The sequence below is a fragment of the Blautia sp. An81 genome, assembly GCF_002161285.1.
Classification (GTDB): domain Bacteria; phylum Bacillota; class Clostridia; order Lachnospirales; family Lachnospiraceae; genus Blautia; species Blautia ornithocaccae.
Map to the genome: position 1 here is coordinate 299,801 of NZ_NFHH01000001.1, position 21,155 is coordinate 320,955.

Here is a 21,155-nt window from a genome sequence, read left to right on the forward strand (position 1 = left end):
TCTTTACTGTATATTCAATTTCTGTCTTTCGACATGATCATCAAAACCACCCCTGACCGGAAAGTAATCTCTCCGGTTTCGTCTTCAAGCTCATTGCTGACGCCGATTTCCTCTGAATTCAGCAGAGTATAGTCCTCCAGGGGATACTTAAATCCCTTCAGAGTGACTCCCTCCACCCTGTCTCCCATGGAAAAAAAGGAGATATATTTTCCAAACTGCTGGTCCTTTGTGATTTTTGTTCCCCGGTCCAACAGGGTAATCGCATTCTGACTGTCCAGAATCCATGGCTGGCATCCCTGCTCCAGAGGGATCAGAAGGGATTTTAAATTTGCCATAAAATGGTCCAGCCTTCCTCCTGTTGCTCCCAGCAGAAAAATCTTCCGGCTTTTCAGCTTCAGCGCCAGTTCCAGTCCTATTCTGGTATCTGTGGCGTCTTTTTCCGGCTTATATCTTTCCAGCGGTATATCCCGGCTCTCGTAATAGCTTAAAACTTCCGGGGAAATGCTGTCGAAATCCCCCAAAATATACTGAGGGACAATATTGTACTTATAACAGAATTCCAGGCCCCTGTCAATCCCAATGATATATTCAGGCCTGATTCTGTCAAGAAAAGACAGAGCAAAGCTGTCTTCTATCTCACCTCCGCAGATCAGCACTGTGTTCATATTCTTCTATGATTCCTTTCAAAGCTCTTACATTTTCCGGAATATCTTTTCCAAATACGGCAGAACCGGCCACGATCACATTAGCTCCTGCCTCCAGCACCTGATAGATGGTCTCGCGGTTAATGCCTCCATCCACTTCGATATACAGGTCTTTTTCCCTGCTTTCTGCCATTTCTCTCAGCCGGCGGATTTTCTCCGTACAGTAGGAGATATATTTCTGTCCTCCGAATCCCGGATTCACAGTCATTATCAGAACCATATCTGCCAGCTCAATAACATTCTCCAAAACTGAAACCGGTGTTGCAGGGTTAATGGCAATCCCTGCCTTGCAGCCAAGCTCATGGATCATTCCCAGAGTCCTGTCCAGGTGTGTGCATGCTTCAGCGTGAACTGTTATCATGTCAGCTCCTGCCTGGGCAAATTCTTTTATCAGATGGGTCGGTTCCTGGGCCATAATATGCACATCGAAAAAAAGGCTGGTCCTTTTTCTCAGTGAAGCCACCACTGGAACTCCCATAGATATGGTCGGGACAAAACATCCGTCCATAATGTCAATGTGAAGCCATTTTACTCCTGCCTGTTCCACCTGGGCAACTTCTTCTCCCAGACGCCAGAAATCTGCCGCCAGGATAGAAGGGCATAATTGATATTCCATAAAATCAGTATCTCCTTTTCTCTTCTAATTCTTTGTATATTTCCTGATAATTCTCATATCTCCGGGAACTGATCTTCCCCTCCTGAAGAGCTTCTTTTACTTTGCAGCCAGGTTCATGAGTATGCGTACAGCCCTGAAATCTGCATTCCCCCTCATAAGGAGCAAATTCCGGAAAACAATGTCTCAGCTCTTCCTTTTCCATGTCTTCCACATAAAAAGAGGTGAACCCAGGGGTATCCATCAAATATGTCTCCTCTCCCAGTGGTATCAGCTGAGAATGCCGGGTGGTATGCCGTCCCCTTCCCAGTTTTTTGCTGATTTCTCCAGTCTCCATCTGCACGTCAGGGGCGAGAAGATTTGTGAGAGAAGATTTCCCCGCTCCTGAAGGGCCGGCCACCGCAGTGGTTTTTCCCTCCAGTTCACGGCGCAGTTCCTGGATACCCAGTTCCTTCTGGGCGCTTGTGACCAGCACCTGATATCCACAGGAAGAATAAATCTCCACAATTTCTTTTATCTCTTCCTCATCTCCCAGGTCTTCCTTATTCAGGCAGATGATCACCGGCACATTCTGCCGCTCCATAGTGATCAGAAACCGGTCCAGGAGCATGAAGTTAGGGTTTGGTTCCCTGACTGCAAAAATCACCAGGGCCTGATCTATATTTGCCACTGCAGGACGTATCAGCTGATTTTTTCTCGGCAGGATTTTTACCAGATTTCCTGTTTTCTCTTTTTCATCTATGATTTCAATCTCCCCATAGTCTCCTACCAGAGGCTTCATTTTTTCTTTACGGAAAATCCCTTTGGCCCGACATTCATAAATGTTTCCTCCAGCAGAGGCCACGTAGTAAAATCCCCCGATCCCTTTGATAATTCTTCCCTGCATCTTACCTACCTTGTCTTTTCATTATTCTCAGTCTTGTTCATGGTGTCATTATATACTTTTTTTCTCTGAAAGGCAACAAAACAAAAACTGCCCTGGCAGGCATTTCCGGGGTTTTTCCGGTTCTGTCTGCCGGGGCAGTTCTCAAATTGCTTAATTATTGTTCACTGAATTCCAGTGGATAACTCCAAATAGTTGTGTAATTTCCGCTTTCATCCATTACATCAAAGTACAGGGTACCGGTGGACTCACCGCTCTGTCCTGTGATCTGTCCCACAGAATACTCTCCGTTTTCATCAAAGGTCAAAACCTGATCCTGAAGGATCGTAGTACCGCCCTGGGCATCCTCAGAGCCCTGTACCAGTCTCAGTCTCACCATCTGGCCTTCATAATTATCCGGCTGGCCAATCTTCAGATTGCTGACTGTTGCCCATGTGCCAGAACCTTCAGATGTCTCTGTACTTGTCTCTGTGCTGTCAGACTGGGTATCTGTCTCTTCTGGCTCTGTCAGAACTCTCAGTGTAATAATACTTCCTTGTTCAATACGCTGTCCACCCTGGGGAGACATTTCATAAACCTGCCCGTATCCGACGCCAGCGCTTTCACTGTAGCTGTACTCTACATCTGGAATCAATCCCTGATCTGTTACAATCTGTACCGCCTGTGCTTCTTCATAGCCTCTTACATCCGGAATCCTGGTCATAGTATCTCCCTCGCCAACGCTGACGGTGATAGTCACATCAGAGCCTGTATCTACAGTAGCGCCTTCTTCCGGATTCAGAGAGATTACATTTCCCACTGCCACATCTGTGCTCTTCCGCTGCTCGATAACAGGATTCAGTCCTAATTCCTGGAGCTGGGACTGTACCTGGCTGAGGCTCTGTCCGATAAGTCCTGTAGGAATAGTCACAGTCTCTGACACTGCTTCAGCAGGACCGGTGCTCACATAATAGGTTACCTGTGTATTGGGCTCCACCTGGGTATCTGCTGCAGGGTCCTGTCTGCACACCTGACCTTCCGGAACGGTATCGGAAGCTTCTTCTCCTCCCTTACTGTATCCTAAGCTCAGATTCTTCAGGGCAGTCCTTGCTTCATCTTCTGTCATATTTGTCAGATCCGGAACTGTCACCATTTCCTGGGCATTGCCGGTGTCTTCCTGCTGGGTCTGATTTTCCTGGCCGCTTCCGGAACCGCCAACGATTCCTGCTGCAGATGCCACGAAATAAATGAGAATACAGATGATGACTGCACCGATGATCAGGCCGCCAATGGTCATGGCTTTCTCCAGCTTGGTGTTTATGCCGCCTCTTTCATCATCTTCATCATCGTCCTCGTCATCTTCATCCTCGTCGTAATCCTCTTCTCTTTCCTCTTCTTCCTCATAATCAGGAGTACGGGAGTATCCGCTGTTCTGGATTTCCTTCATCTCCTCCGGTGTGATCATGATCGTCTGGGCATGATTGCTGAGAGGTGAAAGGTTAACAAAGTTTCCATTAGGATCTATTAAGGAATGTTTCAGGTCGTTGATCAGCTCTGCCAGTGTGCTGTATCTTCTGTCAGGGCTTTTCTGGGTACATTTTAAAATAATGTCTTCCAGGCTCCGAGGAAGGTCCGGCACATAACGGGACGGCGGGACCATTTCATCCTGAAGATGTTTAATGGCAATGGCCACTGTAGTATCCCCGTCAAAGGGAACCCTGCCGGTAACCATTTCATACATGGTAATACCCAGAGAATAAATATCGCTCTTAAAATCGCTGTATCCTCCGCGAACCTGCTCCGGAGAACTGTAATGCACAGAACCCATGGCATTGGTGCTGATGGTATTAGAGGAAGCAACTCTGGCGATTCCAAAATCAGTAACCTTTACCTTTCCGTCTGTTGAAATGATAATGTTCTGAGGCTTGATATCCCGGTGTACGATATTCCGGTTATGGGCTGCCTCCAGACCCATGGAAACCTGAATGGCAATACTTGTAGCTTCTTTAATGGTCAGTTTTCCTTTTTTGGAAATATACTCCTTCAGCGTAATCCCTTCTACCAGCTCCATCACAATGTAGTTAACGCCCTGATCCTCCCCTACGTCAAAAACGTTTACCACATTGGGATGAGCCAGGCCAGCCGCTGCCTGAGCTTCTCTCTGAAATTTACGGATAAAATTTGTATCTGCGCTGAACTCCGGCTTCAGGACCTTCATTGCCACAAAGCGGTTCAGCTTATGATCTTTTGCTTTATATACATCGGCCATGCCGCCGGACCCGATCCGGCTCACAACCTCATATCGTTCTCCTATGATTACTCCCACATTTAACATACTTCCACCTCTTTTGTGTCTGGCTGTACCAGTACCACTGCTATATTATCTTTTCCGCCGTTTTCATTGGCCAGAGAAACAAGACGCATGCCCATCTCTCTCAAATCACTGCTTGTCTCGGCAATTTTCCAGATTTCTTCGTCAGAAACCATATTGGATAGCCCATCGGAACAAAGGAGAAGTCTGCTGTTCTCCTTTAGATGGATATCAAAGAAGTCCACTTCCACCTCCGGCCCGATGCCGATGACTCTGGTAATAATATTCTTATCTGGATGATGCTTGGCATCCTCCCTTGTAATCAATCCCCTGCGGACCATTTCCTCTACTAGGGAATGATCCTTTGTAATCTGGACAATCTTGTCCTCGATCAAATATAGTCTGCTGTCTCCCACATTTGCTACATAGGCATAATCATCAACGATTGTAACAAGAACCATTGTGGTCCCCATACCCGACATTTCCTCATGGAGATTTGCCTCTTCCAGAACTTTCCGGTTGGCCTCTTCAATGGCATGCCGGATAATAATAATGGGATTTTGATTTTTATCTTCCAGAATTGAATGAAGCAGGATCTGAACTGCATAGCTGGACGCGAAATCTCCTGCTTTATGACCGCCCATACCGTCTGCAACCACAAAAAGATTCGGAAGATTTCCCACCGGCTCCTCAGAAGAAAATATGTAGTCCTGATTCACCTGGCGCTTCTGTCCCACATCTGTTACAGAATATGATTTCATCCTACGAGTCCTCTTTCTTATCAATGTAACTTTTTCTTAATTGTCCACAGGCCCCGTCTATATCGCGGCCCATTTCTCTTCTAATAGTAACATTTATTTGGTATTTTTCAAGTTTATTTTGAAAATTCGCTATAACTTTTTTGTCAGACTGGACGTAGCTCCGCTCTTTTATAGGATTCACCGGGATCAGATTTATGTGGCAGTTCAGGCCTTTTATCAGGTGGGCCAGCTCCTCGGCATCCTCCTGAGAATCATTTTCTCCCCCTACCAGACTGTATTCAAAAGTCAGCCTTCGTCCTGTCTTTTTAAAATAATTCCTGCAGGCCTCCATCAGTTCTTCCAGGGAATATTTTTTTGCAACAGGCATAAGTTCTTCCCTTTTCTGCTGGTTGGAAGCATGTAGAGAAATCGCCAGGGTGATCTGAAGATTTTCCTCTGCCAGGTCATACATTCTGGGTACAATGCCGCAGGTGGAAACCGTAATGTTTCTCTGGCTGATATGAAGCCCGTTTTCGTCGCTGAGCATGTGGATAAAACGGAGAAGATTGTCATAGTTGTCCAGAGGTTCTCCTGTTCCCATCACTACCACGTTAGAGACTCTTTCCTTTGACAGTTTCTGGATCTTATAGACCTGGTCCAGCATCTCTGATGGCAGCAGATTTCTTGTCCATCCGTCTATAGTTGAGGCGCAGAATCTGCATCCCATCTTACATCCTACCTGGGAAGAAATACACACACTGTTCCCATGGCGGTACTTCATCAACACACTTTCCACTACATTTCCGTCAGGGAGCGCAAAGAGGTATTTCTGGGTTCCGTCCAGCTTAGAAGTCTGTACTTCCACAACTTTCAGAGACATAACAGAGCAGTTCCTCTCCAGCTTTTCTCTGAGGCTTACGGAAAGATTGGTCATCTCCTGAAAGCTGTTCGCCTGTTTTTTATGGAGCCATTCATAAATCTGTTTTGCCCGGAAGGGCTTTTCTGAAAGTCCTTCCATGGTCTTTTTTAATTCCGAAAGGCTCTGGGATTTTATATCTAACTGTTCCATTCGTTTTTCCTCTTTAATCTGGCCATAAAGAATCCGTCGCACTTATGGATTCCCGGTAAAAGCTGCAGATACCCTTCCGCCGTAGTCTCTCCCCTGAGCACCGGACAGATATACGGGTCCAGACTTTCCAGTTCGTAGGGATAATGCTCGGTAAACCACCGGACATTCTCTATGTTTTCTTCCTTTCCAATGGTACATGTACTGTAGATCAGAGTTCCTTCCGGTTTCACATAAGTAGAAGCCTGCTCTAAAATCTTCCTCTGAAGGCCAACTAAGTCCCGGATTTTTCCCGGATTCAGCTTGTATTTAATGTCCTTCTTTTTCCCCATAACTCCCAATCCGGAACAGGGTACGTCTGCCAGAACCACATCTGCCTTTTCCAGAGATTCCCGGTCCAGCTGGGTGGCATCTTTCTCTGTAACCACCACATTCAGGAAGTTCTGCCGCAGAGCATTGTCCCGGATCATATCTGTTTTAGTCTGAGACAGGTCTCTGGCGTCCACCCGTCCTGTCCCGTGAAGTTTGTCTGCAATGTAGAGGGTCTTTCCTCCCGGCGCAGCACACAGGTCAATGACATAGTCCCCTTCTTTTACATCGGCAATCTGAGCCGCCAGCATGGAGCTCACATCCTGTATCTGGATGCTGCCTCTGCGGAAAGCTGTCAAAGCCGGAAGATAATCATAGTGCTTCACATAATAGGCCCGTTCCACATAAGGAGCCTTCTCTACAGTTACCTGCTCCTCTTTCAGGTTCTCCAGCACAGCCTCTTCTTCTACCTGATATTCCCGTATCCGGATAGTAGCAGGCTGCTCTTCCAGAAAGGCTTCCAGCATCTTTTCTGTGGTCTCAAAATCATATTCCTTCAGAAATCTTTCTACCAGCCATACAGGCATAGAGTAGAGCACTGACAGATATTCCACCGGGGAATCTTTTCCCGGAAAATGAATGCTCCCGTATTCTCTGGCAATCTTTCTGAGGACTCCGTTTACAAATCCTGTGAGATTATAGAACCCTCTTTTTCTGGCCAGTTTTACTGCTTCATTACATACTGCGCTGTCCGGCACATGATCCATATAAAGAAGCTGGTATACACTGGAACGGAGAAGTTCCCGTATCACCGGTTTCATCTTCTCTGCAGGAACGGTGGAAAACTGATCCAGAATATAATCCAGGCGTATCCGGTACTCCAGAGTTCCTTCGCATACCCTGGTAATAAAGGCCCTTTCCTGTTTTTCCAGATACTGATATTTCTCCAGGGTACTTCGAAGTACCAGATGGCTGTACTGGCCTTCTTTGTCGATTTCCAGAAGGATATTCAGTATTAATTCTCTTAAATTTACTTTATTTGCCATATTTATCCAACCTTTTATCTGCCTTTTTAGGCAGTTGCTTTTCCTGTGTTTCTCAGCCTAAAAGCTCTCCTGTGTTCAGATGAAATCCCCGCAGAAAGGCTCCTGTATCCATACGCTTCTTCCCCTCAAGCTGGACCTCTTTTATCTTCAACAGACCTTTGCCAGTCTTGACATAGAAAGCATCCTTCTCTACTCGAAGGATTTCCCCAGGCCTTCCCTCTTCTTCCTGTTCTTCCACCTGGGCCTGCCAGAGTTTCAGAGTTTTTCCCTGAAGTTTTGTATATGCGCTGGGCCAGGGATTCAGACCCCTGATGAGCTGTTCAATAGACTTTGCAGACTCATTCCAGTTAACTTCTCCCATCTTTTTGCTGATCATAGAAGCATAGGCTGTAGTGCTTTCCTCCGGCTGTTTTTCTCTTACTGCCTTTCCCTCTTCCAGGTCTTTTAACACTTTCACACACAGTCTGGCTCCTGCCTGACTCAGTTTGTCAAAGAGGCTTCCGCCTGTCTCATCTTCTGCCAGAGGAACAACCACCTTGTCGATCATATCTCCTGTGTCCAGTCCCTCATCCATCTGCATAATAGTCACTCCTGACTCTTTCTCCCCGTTTATCACCGCCCACTGGATAGGCGCTGCTCCTCTGTAGGCAGGAAGAAGAGATGCATGGACATTAATACAGCCATATCTGGGAATCTCCAGGATTTCCTTTGTAATGATCTGACCAAAAGCCGCCACTACGATCACATCCGGCGCCAGTCTGCGAAGGGTTTCTGTAAACTCTGTTTCCCGGACTTTTTGGGGCTGATATACTGGGATCTGATGTTTTAGAGCTACCTCTTTCACCGGTGTGGCCATAAGGGTCTTTCCCCTGCCTTTTGGCTTATCCGGCTGAGTGACTACACCTATGAGCTCATGGCCTGCCTGGATCAGGGCTTCCAGAGTTCCCACGGCAAAATCCGGGGTTCCCATAAAAACTATTTTCATTCTTCCTCGTCCTCCTCATAATTGGTCCGGCGCAGTTCTCCTTCCACCAGTTCTGTGTACATTTTTCCATGGAGATGATCGGTTTCATGACAAATGGCTCTTGCCAGAAGCTCGGTTCCTTCCAGGATGATTTCCTCCATATTTTCGTTAAGAGCCTTTACCTTTACATAATTTGGACGGGTAACAGTACCGCTCATGCCAGGAAGGCTTAAGCATCCCTCATCTCCTGTCTGGGAACCAGAAGTCTCTATAATTTCCGGATTGATCAGCACATGGGGGTCTTCTCCTGTGGTGTCAATAACTACCACCTGTTTTAAAATTCCCACCTGGGGAGCCGCCAGACCTACTCCATAGGCGTCATACATAGTATCAAACATATCCTGGATCAATTCCTGGATCTTGGGAGTCATCTTCTCTATCTTTCTGCATTTCTTTGTCAGGATTGGATCTCCCTGTATTCTGATGTTTCTAAGTGCCATTTTTACGGCCTCCTTTTCTTTTTCGTATTTATATTTACACATTAAAATCAAATTGTATATAGATGTTCCGGAATCCCCGATTGACCTCTATATATTTTTCCAGAGCGTTTTTGATCCTTACCAGGACTTCCCGGTCCTGATGGCGCATGTAGAGGACACGGCGGTACATGTCCTGGACTTTCGCCACAGTTTCCGGTGCAGGTCCGATGAGTATCAGATCCTTTCCCTGATATATCCGCTCGATATATTTTCTGCAGTAGTCCATGGCCTGGTTCAGCAGCTCTTCTTCCTTTCCGGCGCCTCTGACAGCTGCCATAGCTGCCCTTGGGGGATAGCCCATCAAAGATCGGTAATCCATTTCCTCCTGGTAGAACCATTCATAATCCTGGGCTGCTGCAGCCTGGATACAATAATTGTCCGGGTGATAGGTCTGAATCACAGCCTCCCCGGCTGCCCTCCCTCTCCCGGCTCTTCCTACTGCCTGAAGGAGCAGCTGGAATGTTTTCTCTCCTGCCCGGTAATCTCCGCTGCACAGAGAAAGGTCCGCTGCCAGTACGCCTACCAGAGTTACCCTTGGAAAATCATGGCCTTTTACGATCATCTGTGTCCCGATGAGAATGTCCGCCTCGCCATTTCCGAAAGCCGACAGAATCTTTTCATGATCATCTTTTTTTCTGGTAGTATCTGCGTCCATCCGCAGGACTTTCGCCCCGGGAAAACTTTTCCGGACCAGACTTTCTATCTGCTGTGTTCCTGCCCGGAATCCTCCTATATAAGGCGATCCGCATACCGGGCACTGCTTCACATCCATAGTCTCATAACCGCAGTAATGGCAGATCAGTCTGCCGTTTCTATGGGAAGTCAGGGACACGTCGCAGTGGGGACATTTCATTACATGGCCGCAGGAACGGCAGCTCACAAAACCGCTGTATCCTCTTCTGTTCAGAAAAAGGATGATCTGCTCCTTTTTCTCCAGTCTTTCCCTTATTTTTTCAGTAAGAAGACTGCTGAATACTGAACGGTTTCCTGTCTTTAATTCTTCCCTTAAATCCACGATTGATACAGCCGGAAGGGCGCTTCCGCCATACCTCTGGTCCAGGCATACCAGGCGAAAAATCCCTGTTTCAGCTCTGTAATAGCTTTCCACACTGGGAGAAGCAGAGCCCATTACCACATAGGCCCCTTCTGCCTTTCCCCTCTGTATGGCAGTTTCCCTTGCATGATAGCAGGGGTTTTTTTCACTTTTATAAGAATCCTCATGCTCTTCATCTATCAAAATCAATCCCAGTTCTGGGAAGGGTGTAAACAGTGCTGAACGAGGGCCGATCATAACGGAGATTTCACCTTTCTTTGCCCGCTCAAACTGATCATACCGTTCTCCCTGAGACATTCTGGAATGGATAAGAGATACTTTTTCTCCGAATCTGGCGTAAAATCTGGACACATTCTGGTAAGTCAGGGCAATCTCCGGGATAAGGAGGATCACCTGTCTCCCTCTTTCCAGAACATGGCTGATAAGTTCCATGTAAACCTGGGTTTTCCCGCTGCCGGTAACGCCTTTGATCAGACATGGCCGGGGAGCATCTGATTCCCATTCTTCCAGGATATCCTTTACTGCCTGCTGCTGTTCTTCACTGAGGACTGCCTTTTCTTCCGGAGAAATTCTTCTTGGAAGAGGCGTTCTGTAGTCTCTCTCCCTTTCAATGGAAACCAGTCCTTCTCTCTCAAAGCTCTTCACTGCTTCTCTGCTGATCTTCATTTCCTTTACCGCAGCGGAATACTCCAATGTCTTCTTCTGGAGCAAGGCCCGCATAAGGCGTTCCTTTGCCCGGTAGTGTTTTCTCACATACTCTTCCAGCAGGCTGTCGCAGACTTTCGGGTCTGCTTTGAGGCAGATATATTTTTTCTCTCTGGCAGCCGCTTTTTCCTTTACAGGAAGAACTGTCTTCAAGGCCTGGTTCATGGTAGAACCATAGTTTCTGGCTATCCACGCTGCAAGAGAGATCAGCCTGGATTCGATTTCCATTCCCTGTTCTTCCACAGCCAGGATCGGTTTTATTCTTGAAACTTCAATCTTTGGTTCCCGGGAAAGGCCTATCACATATCCGGTAATCTCTCTTCCTCCGTTTCCGAAAGGAATCCTGACCCTTTTCCCTGCCTCAACCTGGGCTGCCATTTCCGGGGGGACCAGATACTGAAAGGTCTTATCTAATTTTTCCTGAGAAATATCTACAATAATATCTGCGTATAAATCCTTCATTTATTTTCTGCTGTCTTCTTCCAGGATCTCCTGGATCAGCACTCTCTCATCCATAGGATATTTTTTCCCTTTGATCTCCTGATAATCCTCATGACCTTTTCCTGCAAGCACGATAATGTCTCCAGGCTGTCCATGGTGAATGGCATAGGCAATAGCTTCTTTTCGATCTATAATCTCCACATATTTCCCCTTGGTTTTTCCGATTCCCACTTTAATATCATCAATGATCGCCTGGGGCTCCTCGTTTCTTGGGTTATCAGAGGTAATAATAGTCAGGTCTGCCAGATTTCCGGAAACTTCTCCCATCTCATATCTGCGGAGTCTGGAACGGTTTCCTCCACAGCCGAAAAGACATACCAGCCGGTTAGGCTTATATTCTTTTAAAGTAGTCAGAAGGCTTTCCAGACTCATGGCATTGTGAGCATAATCAATCATCAGCGTAAACTCATTGGAAACCTTTACCATCTCAATCCTGCCCTTTACATGGGCGTTTTTTAAAGCCTTCTGGATATTTTCCACCGTCACGCCGAAATGACGGCATACGGCGATGGCTGTAAGAGAATTATAAACGCTGAACTTCCCTGGCAGATCGATCTCCACAGGAAAATCCATCAGACCCTTCACATTATACGCAATACCCAAAGTTCCCTTTCCGGTAACCAGACGGGTATCCTCTGCTCTCAAGTCTGCATTTGGTGAAAATCCAAATGTCTCTGCCTGGCAGGTATGTCCCTCCAGTATTTTTTCCAGATGGGGATCGTCTCCGTTAAAGATTCCTACCTTGCACTGTCTGAACAGGAGGCTCTTACAGTGGAGATAATCGTCAAAATCCTTATGCTCGTTAGGACCGATATGGTCCGGCTCAATATTCGTAAAAATTCCGATATCAAAAATAAAACCAGCTGTCCGGTGGAGCATCAGTCCCTGGGATGAAACCTCCATGACCACGCTGTCGCAGCCCGCCTTCGCCATTTTTGCAAAATATTCCTGGATCAGATAAGATTCGGGAGTAGTATTGGCAGAAGGTATTTTCTCCTCTCCGATAACGGTCTCGATAGTTCCGATAAGTCCTGTCTTGTGACCTGCATTTTCCAGAATAGATTTAATCAGATAAGTTGTTGTGGTTTTTCCCTTAGTGCCTGTGATTCCGATAGTTTTCAGCTTGTCGGAAGGATAGTCAAACCATGCCGCCGAGATACAGGCCAGGGCGTATCTGGTATCTTCTACCTGGATCACAGTTACCTCTGGCCCTACCTGGACCGGATCCTGGGCTACCAGTACAGAAACTCCCTTCTCCGTCACCTCTGCCCCATAACTGTGGCCATCTGAGACAGCTCCTTTAATGCAGACAAAAAGGGCGTCTTTTTCTGCCTTTCTGGAATCATATATCACGGCTGTAATTTCTTTATCTAAAGTTCCCTGGATACATTGGTACTCAAGTTTTTCTAACAAATCCCTTAATTTTTTCATCGTTGAATCCCCTTTCCATATACTATCTAGGATACCATAAAAGAGGGAGAAGGGGCAACCCCTTCTCCCTGAGGAATATCCACGGAAAATTAAGTATCCTTTCTTAAAACTTTAAGATACTCTTCATATGCAAAAACACGATTTCTGGAAGCATTCGTTGTTTCCTTTAGAATTCCAAGTTCCACTAATTTTTTTACAGCGGTAGAAACAGTGTTATAGCTTAGCCCCAAAGCCGCTGACGTTTTTTTTATTTCAATAATTGGATACTGCTCAATATAATCAAAAAGTGCTCTTAAATTATCCCTTTTACGGTTTGTTTTCGGCAATTTTTCCAGATTTTTTTCATGAAGTTCTGATAATGCTTCTATAGTCACCAGAGAATCTTTTGCAGCCGCTGACACCGCCTCAAGAAAGAATGCCACCCATTGCTCATAGTTACCACTTCTTCTCACTTCTGAAATCCGGTCATAATACTCTATCTGATTTTTCTTTAGAAAGTAAGAAATATATATAACTGGTTTATCCAGCAATCCCTGCACCATTAAATACAGTAAAATAATCAATCGTCCTACACGGCCATTACCGTCTAAAAATGGATGTATCGTTTCAAATTGATAATGAATCAGTGCAATCCTGATCAATGGATCATAATCATCACCTTCATTCATATATCTTTCCAAATCTGACATTGCCCGATTCATATCTTCTACATTAGGCGGTATATATCTGGCTTCCGATAAAGAACAATTTGCTGCTCCGATCCAGTTTTGTGATTTTCTAAATTCTCCCGGATTTTTTTCTTGTCCACGAACACCAGACAATAATTTCTCATGTACCTCTCTGAATAGCCGCCCACACAAAGGTAATTTTTTTATTCTTTGCAAAGCATAAAAGCATGCATCCACATAATTGATGACATCAATAACATCCAAATTAGCAGTATTGTCCAGCTCTGGATCCAACACATCGTCCAATGTACATTGCGTTCCTTCAATCTGAGAAGAAATAAGAGCTTCTTTTCGAACATACATGGAAATAAAAAGTTCAACATTTGGTATCAGTTTTGAGGCTGTATCCAATTTTACCAGTTCTCGATTGGCTTCCACCAGTTTTTTTACCATATCACTATTTATTTCTAATGCCGGATCTGGCGGTAAAGCTGCAGGCTTAAAAGATTTATACTGTGCACTGCCTGTTAAATTATTTACCCATTCTCCTGAACGGTTCATCAAAATCACCTCTTTTTGAAATATACATAAAATTATAGCCTTCTTATTTCAAAAAGTAAACATTATTTGAAATAAATAACTTTTTGGAAGTTTCTTATTTCAATTTCTCTCTAACTGTTTTCCGGCCAGAGCCGGAACAGTTCCTGCACTGCTGCCCGATACTCCGGCAGTCTCTGGGCCTTTTTTATTTTCTTCATAGCCTTTTTGTCCTCTCCAAAAAGGCTTCCCATATAGAACCACAGTTCCTTCATTTTAAACAGCACATTTTTATCTCCGGACATGACTTTTTCATATTCCTGGCATAAAGCGTCATGAAAAGCCAGAAATTTTTCTTTATCCAGCTTCCCTTCCCCTTTGATCTCCTGTACCAGGGCCGGATTTCTCAGAAGCCCTCTTCCCATCATGACCTTTTCCATCTGAGGGAATCTCTTGCAGAAATCTTCGTAAAGCTCTGCCGTAAACAGGTCTCCGTTATAGCAGACGGAAGCTTTAGCCTTTTCCAGGGCCATTGCAAAAACTTCCAGATTAGGAGAGTTTTTGTAGTAATCTGTCTGGATTCTGGGATGGATGATCAGCTCTTTTAAAGGATATTTATTGTAGATTTCCAGAAGTTCCTCAAACTCTTCCGGCTCATCCTTTCCAACCCTGGTTTTTATAGAAATTTCCAGATCCGTTTCCCCAAAGATCTCTCCTAAAAACCGATCCAGTTCATTGGGATATTCCAGAAATCCTGCTCCCTTTTTCTTGGAAACTACCGTTCCTGAAGGACATCCCAGGTTCAGATTCACTTCTTTATATCCGTATTCTTTCAGATCCCGGCACAGTCTCAGAAAGTCTTCCGACCTGTTGGTGAGGATCTGAGGGATCAGGGTATAGCTCTGGTTATTCTCCGGCAGGATATCCCGAAGCTCCTTCGGGGTCATAGTCTTCTTCGTCCCCGGGGAGAGAAAAGGTGAAAAATATTTGTCTATTCCGGGAAAAAATCTGTGGTGGACATTTCGGTAAATGTATCCTGTAATGCCCTCCATAGGGGCGAAATAATACTGCATTTTCAGAGGCTCCTTCTTCTGCTTTTTCTATGAAAAGCTGGTTTTGACTTTCCCATCTTATCACGGCAGTTTACGATTGACAAGGTTTCTTTCCCAGCATCCCGCCAGCAGTCTCCGGCACAGCCTCCCCATCACCAGGACCGCCAGACAGACCAGTCCCCCTCCAGTGAGAAAAAGACCTGCATTTTTCCCCGGTGCCTGATAGGAAATGGAAATGCTGTGTACCCCTTTCGGAATCTTGGCTCCCAGAAAAGCTGTATTTACCTTTTTCTTTTCCACATTCTCCCCATCCACAGTAATCTTAAAATTCTTATCATAGGGAATACTTGTGATCAGATAGCCCTGCTTCTCTGTCCGGACTGCTCCTGTCAGTCTGTCTCCTCCTTCAGAAAACCAGATACCCTCCAGGGGATTTTCACAGAGTTTTTCTTCCCGCAGCTCTTCCAGATTTCCTGTAAAAATCTGGATATCTTCTATAATATAGCTGCCTTTTCCAAAAATAAAAACCGCCTTGTCTTTCTGCTTTTCTGTGGTTACTGTATAAGAAAAATCCTGATTCTTATTTGCGTATTCATAACCCTTTTCTGCCGAAAGCCGGTTGGTCTGTCCTTCCAGACGGATATACATATCTCTTTGGAGATTTTGATTTTTTACATGAAATTTTACTGCCAGAAGATCATCTGTCTCACCCCTTCCGGAAAGCTGTGCAGTTATCTCTGTCTCTTTTAAGGCATGTATCTCATATCCTTTCTCTGTTTTTCTGATCTGGATATTCTGGTTCTCTGTAACCGGCAGTTCCAGGCTGCAGGCTTTCATGGAAGAAATGGGCTTCTTTTTCCCCGGTTTTTCCTGATCTGCTTTTTCTATTACCCCGTATTGCAGCAGCACGCTCTGATTATCCGGAAAAGAAAGTTCCTGGTATTCTTTCTCGCTGATGACTCTGTCCGTAACAAAGGCCAGAGGAAAAGCCTTTTCATTTTCGTAAAGGCAGGTGTCACCTTTCTTTTTCAAAAGAGTATAGCCTGCCGGAGGCCTGTTCCCGGTCACATATCGCACACCCATCAGGTTTAGAAAAATCGGATTATCTGTTGCCGCCTCCATAAGGCAGTTCCGGAAATGCCGGTTCACCTGAAAGGTTTTATTCCGAAATCCGGCATAATCCTGATTGTAGGCGGAGGAGTATATGCTGGAAATGTTTTGCCCTATATCCCGGATCCGGTTCATATCCGCAAATTCCTGGGTGCCTCCTTCCAGTTCCTCCATACGGTACCAGCCTTTGTCTTTTTCCAATGTTTCTTTTATAAGATCTGTTTTTTCTGGCTTTATGATTTCCTCATAGTCCCCTGCCGGGAGCATTTTCTTCCACTGACTATTCATGGCCCACCCGGAGAAGAAAAGGATCCCAACGGAAAACAGCAGAGGCCACGGGAACCTGGGAAATTTTCCATATATCTTTTGAGATAATAAAAAAAAGGCCATGTCAGCCGCTACTGCCAGACCGATACCCCCAATGAGCCATTTCTGGGAAATTCCCTGGGCAGACTCCCTGAACAGGCTGTATCCAATGAGAAAAATCCCCGGTAAAACCTGAATCAGTAAATCTGCCCAACCTGATCTGTCCCTGCCTTTTCTGAGATTTTCTACATACTTCCCTGTTTCCAGACAGACCAATGGAAGAAAAGGAATAAACACTTTATCCTTCACATACAGTCCGCCGTTTAAAAGATATCCGAATACCGGAACAAACAATATAAGCAGAAGTCCTGCGGGAAGGATTTTTTTCTTCCAGCTTTCTTTTCTAAGAAGATTTCCCATAAGGCCGCCCAGGCTAAGATAGGTCAGGCCCACTCCATAAGGACTGTAAAAGAAACGAAGAGGAGATATAGAAAAGAGTCCCATTCCTTCTGTTGTATTTCCCCCACTTTCCCTTGACAGCAGCACCAGCGCCGTAGGAACCAGAAGTATCCCGCACAGGCAGACAGAAAGTATAAGGGGTCCGGTAAAACCTCCTGCTTTTTTTCCAAAGTCTTTCCAGGAAAATTTTTCTGTCTGGGCTATATAAGTCCCTGCGCCATACAACCCCAGTGCCAGAATTCCTCCCACACTGAAATAAAAGCTGGTCAGTATCATTCCTGTGGTTCCCAGGAGCAGCAGACCTTTCTTATTCTTCTGCAGAAATCTGTCTGTTCCTATAAGGGCCAGACACAGAAAGGGCATATAGTTTACAAACATGATCTGATTATAAGAGTGAAAGATCAGCGGTCCAGCCAGGGCAAACATACAGGCTGTCCAAAAGCCCATATTGCCTCCGGAAAATTTCTTTTTTATCCATTGGTAAAACAATACCGCAGAAGCTCCGTAAGCAGCCATACTGCTTGCCATTATGTACAGGCCCATCGGCACAAAAGGCAGCAGATAGGAGAACAGGATCACCGGACTGAAAAGCCCGTAATAAGAAAAATTATAGATATTCTGTCCCCCGCCCAGGTTCCAGGCTATATCAGGAAAAAGATTTCCTGTAGCATAAAATCTCTGCCGGAAGTAATCCGGAAGCACACTGTGCTGGCTGATCCAGTCTACTCTGGAGCCGAAAATCCCGTACTGGAGGACAAAGAGCCAGCACAGTATCAGCGCAGCGGCCAGTAAGATCCCGGCTTCTTTATCTGTCTGTATTTTTTTCATCTTTTCTTCTCCTGCTTCTCTCTTCATAGTCCTCTTCACTGGATTCTTTCAATAGATAAATGGGCCGGTGCTTCGTCTCCAAATACGTTTTCGCCAGATACTCTCCTAAGATCCCCATGCAGAACAGCTGGATCCCACCCACCAGAAAAATAATACAGGCCATGGACGGCCACCCCCGTACCGGGTCCCCGAAGATCAGCGTCCGAAAAGCAATAAATCCGATCATCAGGAAAGAGATCACACAGAAAACCAATCCTATGACCGCAGCCAGAGAAAGGGGTGCCACCGAAAATCCGGTAATCCCTTCCAATGAATAAGAAATCAGCTTTCTGAAAGGCCACTTGCTTTTTCCCGCACATCGTTCCTGATTAGGGAACTCTATCCAGGCAGTACGAAATCCCACCCATTGAAAAATCCCTTTGGAAAACCGGTTATACTCGCTCATCTGCAGCACACTTTTGACCATCCGTCTGGTCATAAGCCGATAATCTCTGGCCCCGCTGACCAGATGAATCTTTGAGAGCTTATTGATCACTTTATAAAAACAGTCTGACAGAAAGGATTTCAGTTTCGGTTCTCCCTGACGGTCTTTTCGGCGGGTAGCCACACAGTCCCAGTCCTCCTGGCAAAGCTTCCTGTACATTTCCGGAAGAAGCCCGGGAGGATCCTGAAGGTCTGCATCCATAATCCCTATATAATCTCCGGAGGCATGGGAAAGGCCGGCATAAATAGCCGCCTCCTTTCCGAAATTTCTGGAAAAAGACAGGTACCTGCATCTTGGATCCCGTTCAGCCAGTTTTCTCAGCTTTATCAATGTCTGATCTACAGAACCGTCATCTACAAAAAGGATTTCAAAGCAGACTTCCTGCATTTTTTCCATAACTTTTTTTATCTCTGTGTAAAAATATTCCAATGCTTCTTCTTCATTGTAGCAGGGTACTACGATCGTAATCTTGTCCATATGCGCTGCCGCCTTTCTCTTCTGTTACCGGGAACTCCAGGATCACTTTAAATAAGTCCCCGTCAATCTCTACATGCAATGTTCCTCCCATATTTGCCGCATAAGCGGAAGCTATGGCAAGCCCCAGACCATGGCCCTGGGTGGTTCTGGCCTTATCTCCCCGGACAAACCGCTCCGTGATCTCTTCCGGGGCAAAATCCATTTCATAGGAAGCGATATTCTTGATTACAGCCTGGATCCGATTTCCCTGTCTTTTCGTTTCCATATAGACCCTGGTATTCTCTAAAGAATACTTCAGGGCGTTCTCCAGGAGATTCTGGACCACCCGGTACATTTTCAGATTATCTCCCAGGAAAGGAAGGGGCTCCTGGGAAAATTTCCGCCGGATATTTCTCCCGCTGGCTGTAATGGCATCTTCCATATCTCCCAGGGTCTGCTCCAGAAGTCGATTCATATCCAGCACCTCCATATTTAGCTGCTCGGAACCACTGGAAGCTTTAGAAAGATCAAAAAGATCCTGGATCATATCCTTTAACTGCTCCTGCTTTGCAGCAATAGCCTCCACATAATCTCTGGCCTGATCCGAAAGTTCTTCCTGTTTCAGCAGGTCCGTATAGCCCACCATAGAGGTAAGAGGCGTTTTCAGGTCATGGGACATATTGGTGAGAAGTTCCGCCTTCAACCGCTCTGCCTGGACCTGTTTTTCCACACTTTTTTTCATGGCAGACTCAATATTTTCCAGAGAATTTTCTGCTTCTTTTAAGAAAGAATGCTCCGGGATCCGGTACTCTTCGTCCAGCTTTCTACCATCAGATACCTCTTGTATCTGATGGTACAGATAACCGGCGTCTCTTGCCAGCGGATTATTGAAACAGACTCTTAAAAGCAGACAAAACACCGCCAGACTAAAGAATCCTGCCGTTAAAGTCCCCCAGTTGGTATACCAGTTCCAGGGCCCTACTGTCAGCCATAAAACTCCAGCCGTAAGGATTCCTCCTGCTCCCAGAAGGATCCGGAACTTGTGCTGAAACTGTTTTTCCAAAGATGTTCTCTTTTGGTACTGCCAGATCTGCTGCCAGATAAAAGAGGTTTTCTTTCCGATTCCAAGACAGATCTTCCTGACCGCCAGAAAAAGAGACGGGATCAGCAGGATCAGATAGAAAGACAGTCTCGTCAGATATTGAACAATATCATAAGAATCGATCAAAACATATCCCCATATGTAGATCTCTCTTCCAAAGGCAGGAAAAGCCCGGAAATAATTTAAAATGCACACAGCCAGCAGGAACACGTTGATTTCTGTCCAGATTTTGTCCGGCTTTGAAATTTTGAAATTGGATTTTAAAGGCCCTCTTTTCAGATAGTCATGAAATATAAAACCAATCCCGATACTGCAGACCACTGTCAGGATTCCCAGAATCACAGCGGCTTTAAAGCAGGAGTCTTTCAGTTCCTGCTCCACGTAATAATAAGCTTCACTTATACCTGCGTAGCATGCATATATATAGGTGAGATTCAGAAAAATCAGGACTAAAAATAATCCGGCTCCCAACAGGATTTCTTCCTGTCTTTTACTTAATCTTTTCAATTTTGTATCCAATTCCCCACACCACCTTTAAATATTTTGGATTCTTCGGCGTGATCTCAATTTTTTCCCGGATCCGCCGGATATGGACCATTACTGTATTCTCCACTCCATAGGCCTGCTCCTGCCAGACCTGAGTATAAATCTCCTCTGCTGAAAAAACATAGCCGGGATGGCTCATGAGAAGTTCCAGAATTTTATATTCTGTTGCAGTCAGGCGCACGGGCTGACCATCTACAGTAAGCTCTTTGGTATTTCTGTCCAGTATCAGACCGCCGTTTCTAAGCTGGTTTTCGTCCTCCTGTACCCTGGCTGCTCCCAGTGCAAAATATCTCCGAAGCTGCGACTTCACCCTGGCCATCAGTTCCTGGGTATTATAGGGCTTGGTCACATAGTCATCTGCCCCCATAGAAAGTCCCAGAACCTTATCGCTTTCCTCTGTTTTCGCTGATAGTATGATAATCGGTATATTATTTTTTTCCCGGATCTTCATCAGAGCTGAAAGGCCGTTGAGTTTCGGCATCATTACATCCAGCAGGATAAGGTGGATTTCCTCTGTCATGAGGCGGTCCAGAGCCTCCATACCATCGTAGGCTTTATACACTTGATATCCTTCCAGTTCCAGCAGTTTTCCAAGGGATTTCACGATCTCCCGGTCATCATCTGCAAGCAATATATGGTAGTTATCCATTTTTCTGATCCTCCCTTTATTTTTACAGGCACATTGTAGCAAAAGAAACTAAGAATTTATTAAAGGTATTCTTACATTTTTCTTAACATTTCTGAAACAGAAAAATCGCCGCA

Annotated in this window: 17 protein-coding genes; all 17 read right to left on the minus strand. The window is 45.4% G+C overall.

Features of this window, described 5'->3' with window-relative positions; all coding sequences use genetic code 11:
• Positions 1 to 14: 14 nt before the first annotated feature.
• The 17 genes from B5G33_RS01425 to B5G33_RS01505 all read right to left on the minus strand — a co-directional run bounded on the left by B5G33_RS01425 (position 15) and on the right by B5G33_RS01505 (position 21,042).
• Positions 15 to 665, minus strand: coding sequence for a thiamine diphosphokinase (locus B5G33_RS01425; protein ID WP_087416476.1), 651 nt, complete (start codon positions 663 to 665; stop codon positions 15 to 17).
• On the minus strand, positions 637 to 1,320 hold the full coding sequence (gene rpe / locus B5G33_RS01430; protein ID WP_087416477.1) for a ribulose-phosphate 3-epimerase: 684 nt from the start codon (positions 1,318 to 1,320) through the stop codon (positions 637 to 639). Before rpe ends, B5G33_RS01425 begins: the two co-directional genes overlap by 29 nt.
• Before the next feature lie 4 nt (positions 1,321 to 1,324).
• Positions 1,325 to 2,203 carry a ribosome small subunit-dependent GTPase A gene (gene rsgA / locus B5G33_RS01435; protein ID WP_087267125.1) on the minus strand — a complete coding sequence of 293 codons (879 nt, stop codon included), beginning with the start codon at positions 2,201 to 2,203 and terminating at the stop codon, positions 1,325 to 1,327.
• Positions 2,204 to 2,357: 154 nt separating this feature from the next.
• Positions 2,358 to 4,514: a Stk1 family PASTA domain-containing Ser/Thr kinase gene (gene pknB / locus B5G33_RS01440; protein WP_087416478.1), complete on the minus strand. Its 2,157-nt coding sequence runs from the start codon at positions 4,512 to 4,514 to the stop codon at positions 2,358 to 2,360.
• A complete protein-coding gene (locus B5G33_RS01445; protein ID WP_087267120.1) occupies positions 4,508 to 5,251 on the minus strand; it encodes a Stp1/IreP family PP2C-type Ser/Thr phosphatase in 744 nt (247 codons plus the stop codon). The genes pknB and B5G33_RS01445 overlap by 7 nt, the downstream gene beginning before the upstream one ends.
• A gap of 1 nt (position 5,252) precedes the next feature.
• On the minus strand, positions 5,253 to 6,299 hold the full coding sequence (gene rlmN / locus B5G33_RS01450) for a 23S rRNA (adenine(2503)-C(2))-methyltransferase RlmN (protein ID WP_087416479.1): 1,047 nt from the start codon (positions 6,297 to 6,299) through the stop codon (positions 5,253 to 5,255).
• Positions 6,287 to 7,651, minus strand: a complete 1,365-nt coding sequence (gene rsmB, locus B5G33_RS01455; protein WP_087416480.1) for a 16S rRNA (cytosine(967)-C(5))-methyltransferase RsmB — start codon at positions 7,649 to 7,651, stop codon at positions 6,287 to 6,289. The genes rlmN and rsmB overlap by 13 nt, the downstream gene beginning before the upstream one ends.
• Before the next feature lie 52 nt (positions 7,652 to 7,703).
• Positions 7,704 to 8,636, minus strand: a complete 933-nt coding sequence (gene fmt / locus B5G33_RS01460; RefSeq protein ID WP_087416481.1) for a methionyl-tRNA formyltransferase — start codon at positions 8,634 to 8,636, stop codon at positions 7,704 to 7,706.
• Entirely contained in the window at positions 8,633 to 9,115 is a 483-nt protein-coding gene (gene def / locus B5G33_RS01465) for a peptide deformylase (RefSeq protein ID WP_206423765.1), read from the minus strand. The genes fmt and def overlap by 4 nt, the downstream gene beginning before the upstream one ends.
• 34 nt (positions 9,116 to 9,149) lie before the next feature.
• Positions 9,150 to 11,375, minus strand: coding sequence for a replication restart helicase PriA (gene priA / locus B5G33_RS01470; RefSeq protein ID WP_087416482.1), 2,226 nt, complete (start codon positions 11,373 to 11,375; stop codon positions 9,150 to 9,152).
• On the minus strand, positions 11,376 to 12,845 hold the full coding sequence (locus B5G33_RS01475; RefSeq protein ID WP_087267104.1) for a UDP-N-acetylmuramoyl-L-alanyl-D-glutamate--2,6-diaminopimelate ligase: 1,470 nt from the start codon (positions 12,843 to 12,845) through the stop codon (positions 11,376 to 11,378).
• A gap of 89 nt (positions 12,846 to 12,934) precedes the next feature.
• The gene (locus B5G33_RS01480) at positions 12,935 to 14,074 is read right to left on the minus strand and encodes a Fic family protein (RefSeq protein WP_087267102.1); all 1,140 of its coding nucleotides are present in this window, start codon (positions 14,072 to 14,074) and stop codon (positions 12,935 to 12,937) included.
• A 110-nt stretch (positions 14,075 to 14,184) separates the two neighbouring features.
• Positions 14,185 to 15,123: a tRNA-dihydrouridine synthase family protein gene (locus B5G33_RS01485; RefSeq protein WP_087416483.1), complete on the minus strand. Its 939-nt coding sequence runs from the start codon at positions 15,121 to 15,123 to the stop codon at positions 14,185 to 14,187.
• Between the two features lie 60 nt (positions 15,124 to 15,183).
• Complete coding sequence (locus B5G33_RS01490; RefSeq protein WP_087416563.1) at positions 15,184 to 17,805, minus strand: YfhO family protein; 2,622 nt, start codon at positions 17,803 to 17,805, stop codon at positions 15,184 to 15,186.
• Entirely contained in the window at positions 17,783 to 18,766 is a 984-nt protein-coding gene (locus B5G33_RS01495) for a glycosyltransferase family 2 protein (protein ID WP_087267097.1), read from the minus strand. The genes B5G33_RS01490 and B5G33_RS01495 overlap by 23 nt, the downstream gene beginning before the upstream one ends.
• Positions 18,729 to 20,366: a sensor histidine kinase gene (locus tag B5G33_RS01500; RefSeq protein ID WP_087267094.1), complete on the minus strand. Its 1,638-nt coding sequence runs from the start codon at positions 20,364 to 20,366 to the stop codon at positions 18,729 to 18,731. Before B5G33_RS01500 ends, B5G33_RS01495 begins: the two co-directional genes overlap by 38 nt.
• Positions 20,338 to 21,042: a response regulator transcription factor gene (locus B5G33_RS01505; RefSeq protein ID WP_087416484.1), complete on the minus strand. Its 705-nt coding sequence runs from the start codon at positions 21,040 to 21,042 to the stop codon at positions 20,338 to 20,340. The genes B5G33_RS01500 and B5G33_RS01505 overlap by 29 nt, the downstream gene beginning before the upstream one ends.
• Positions 21,043 to 21,155 lie beyond the last annotated feature (113 nt).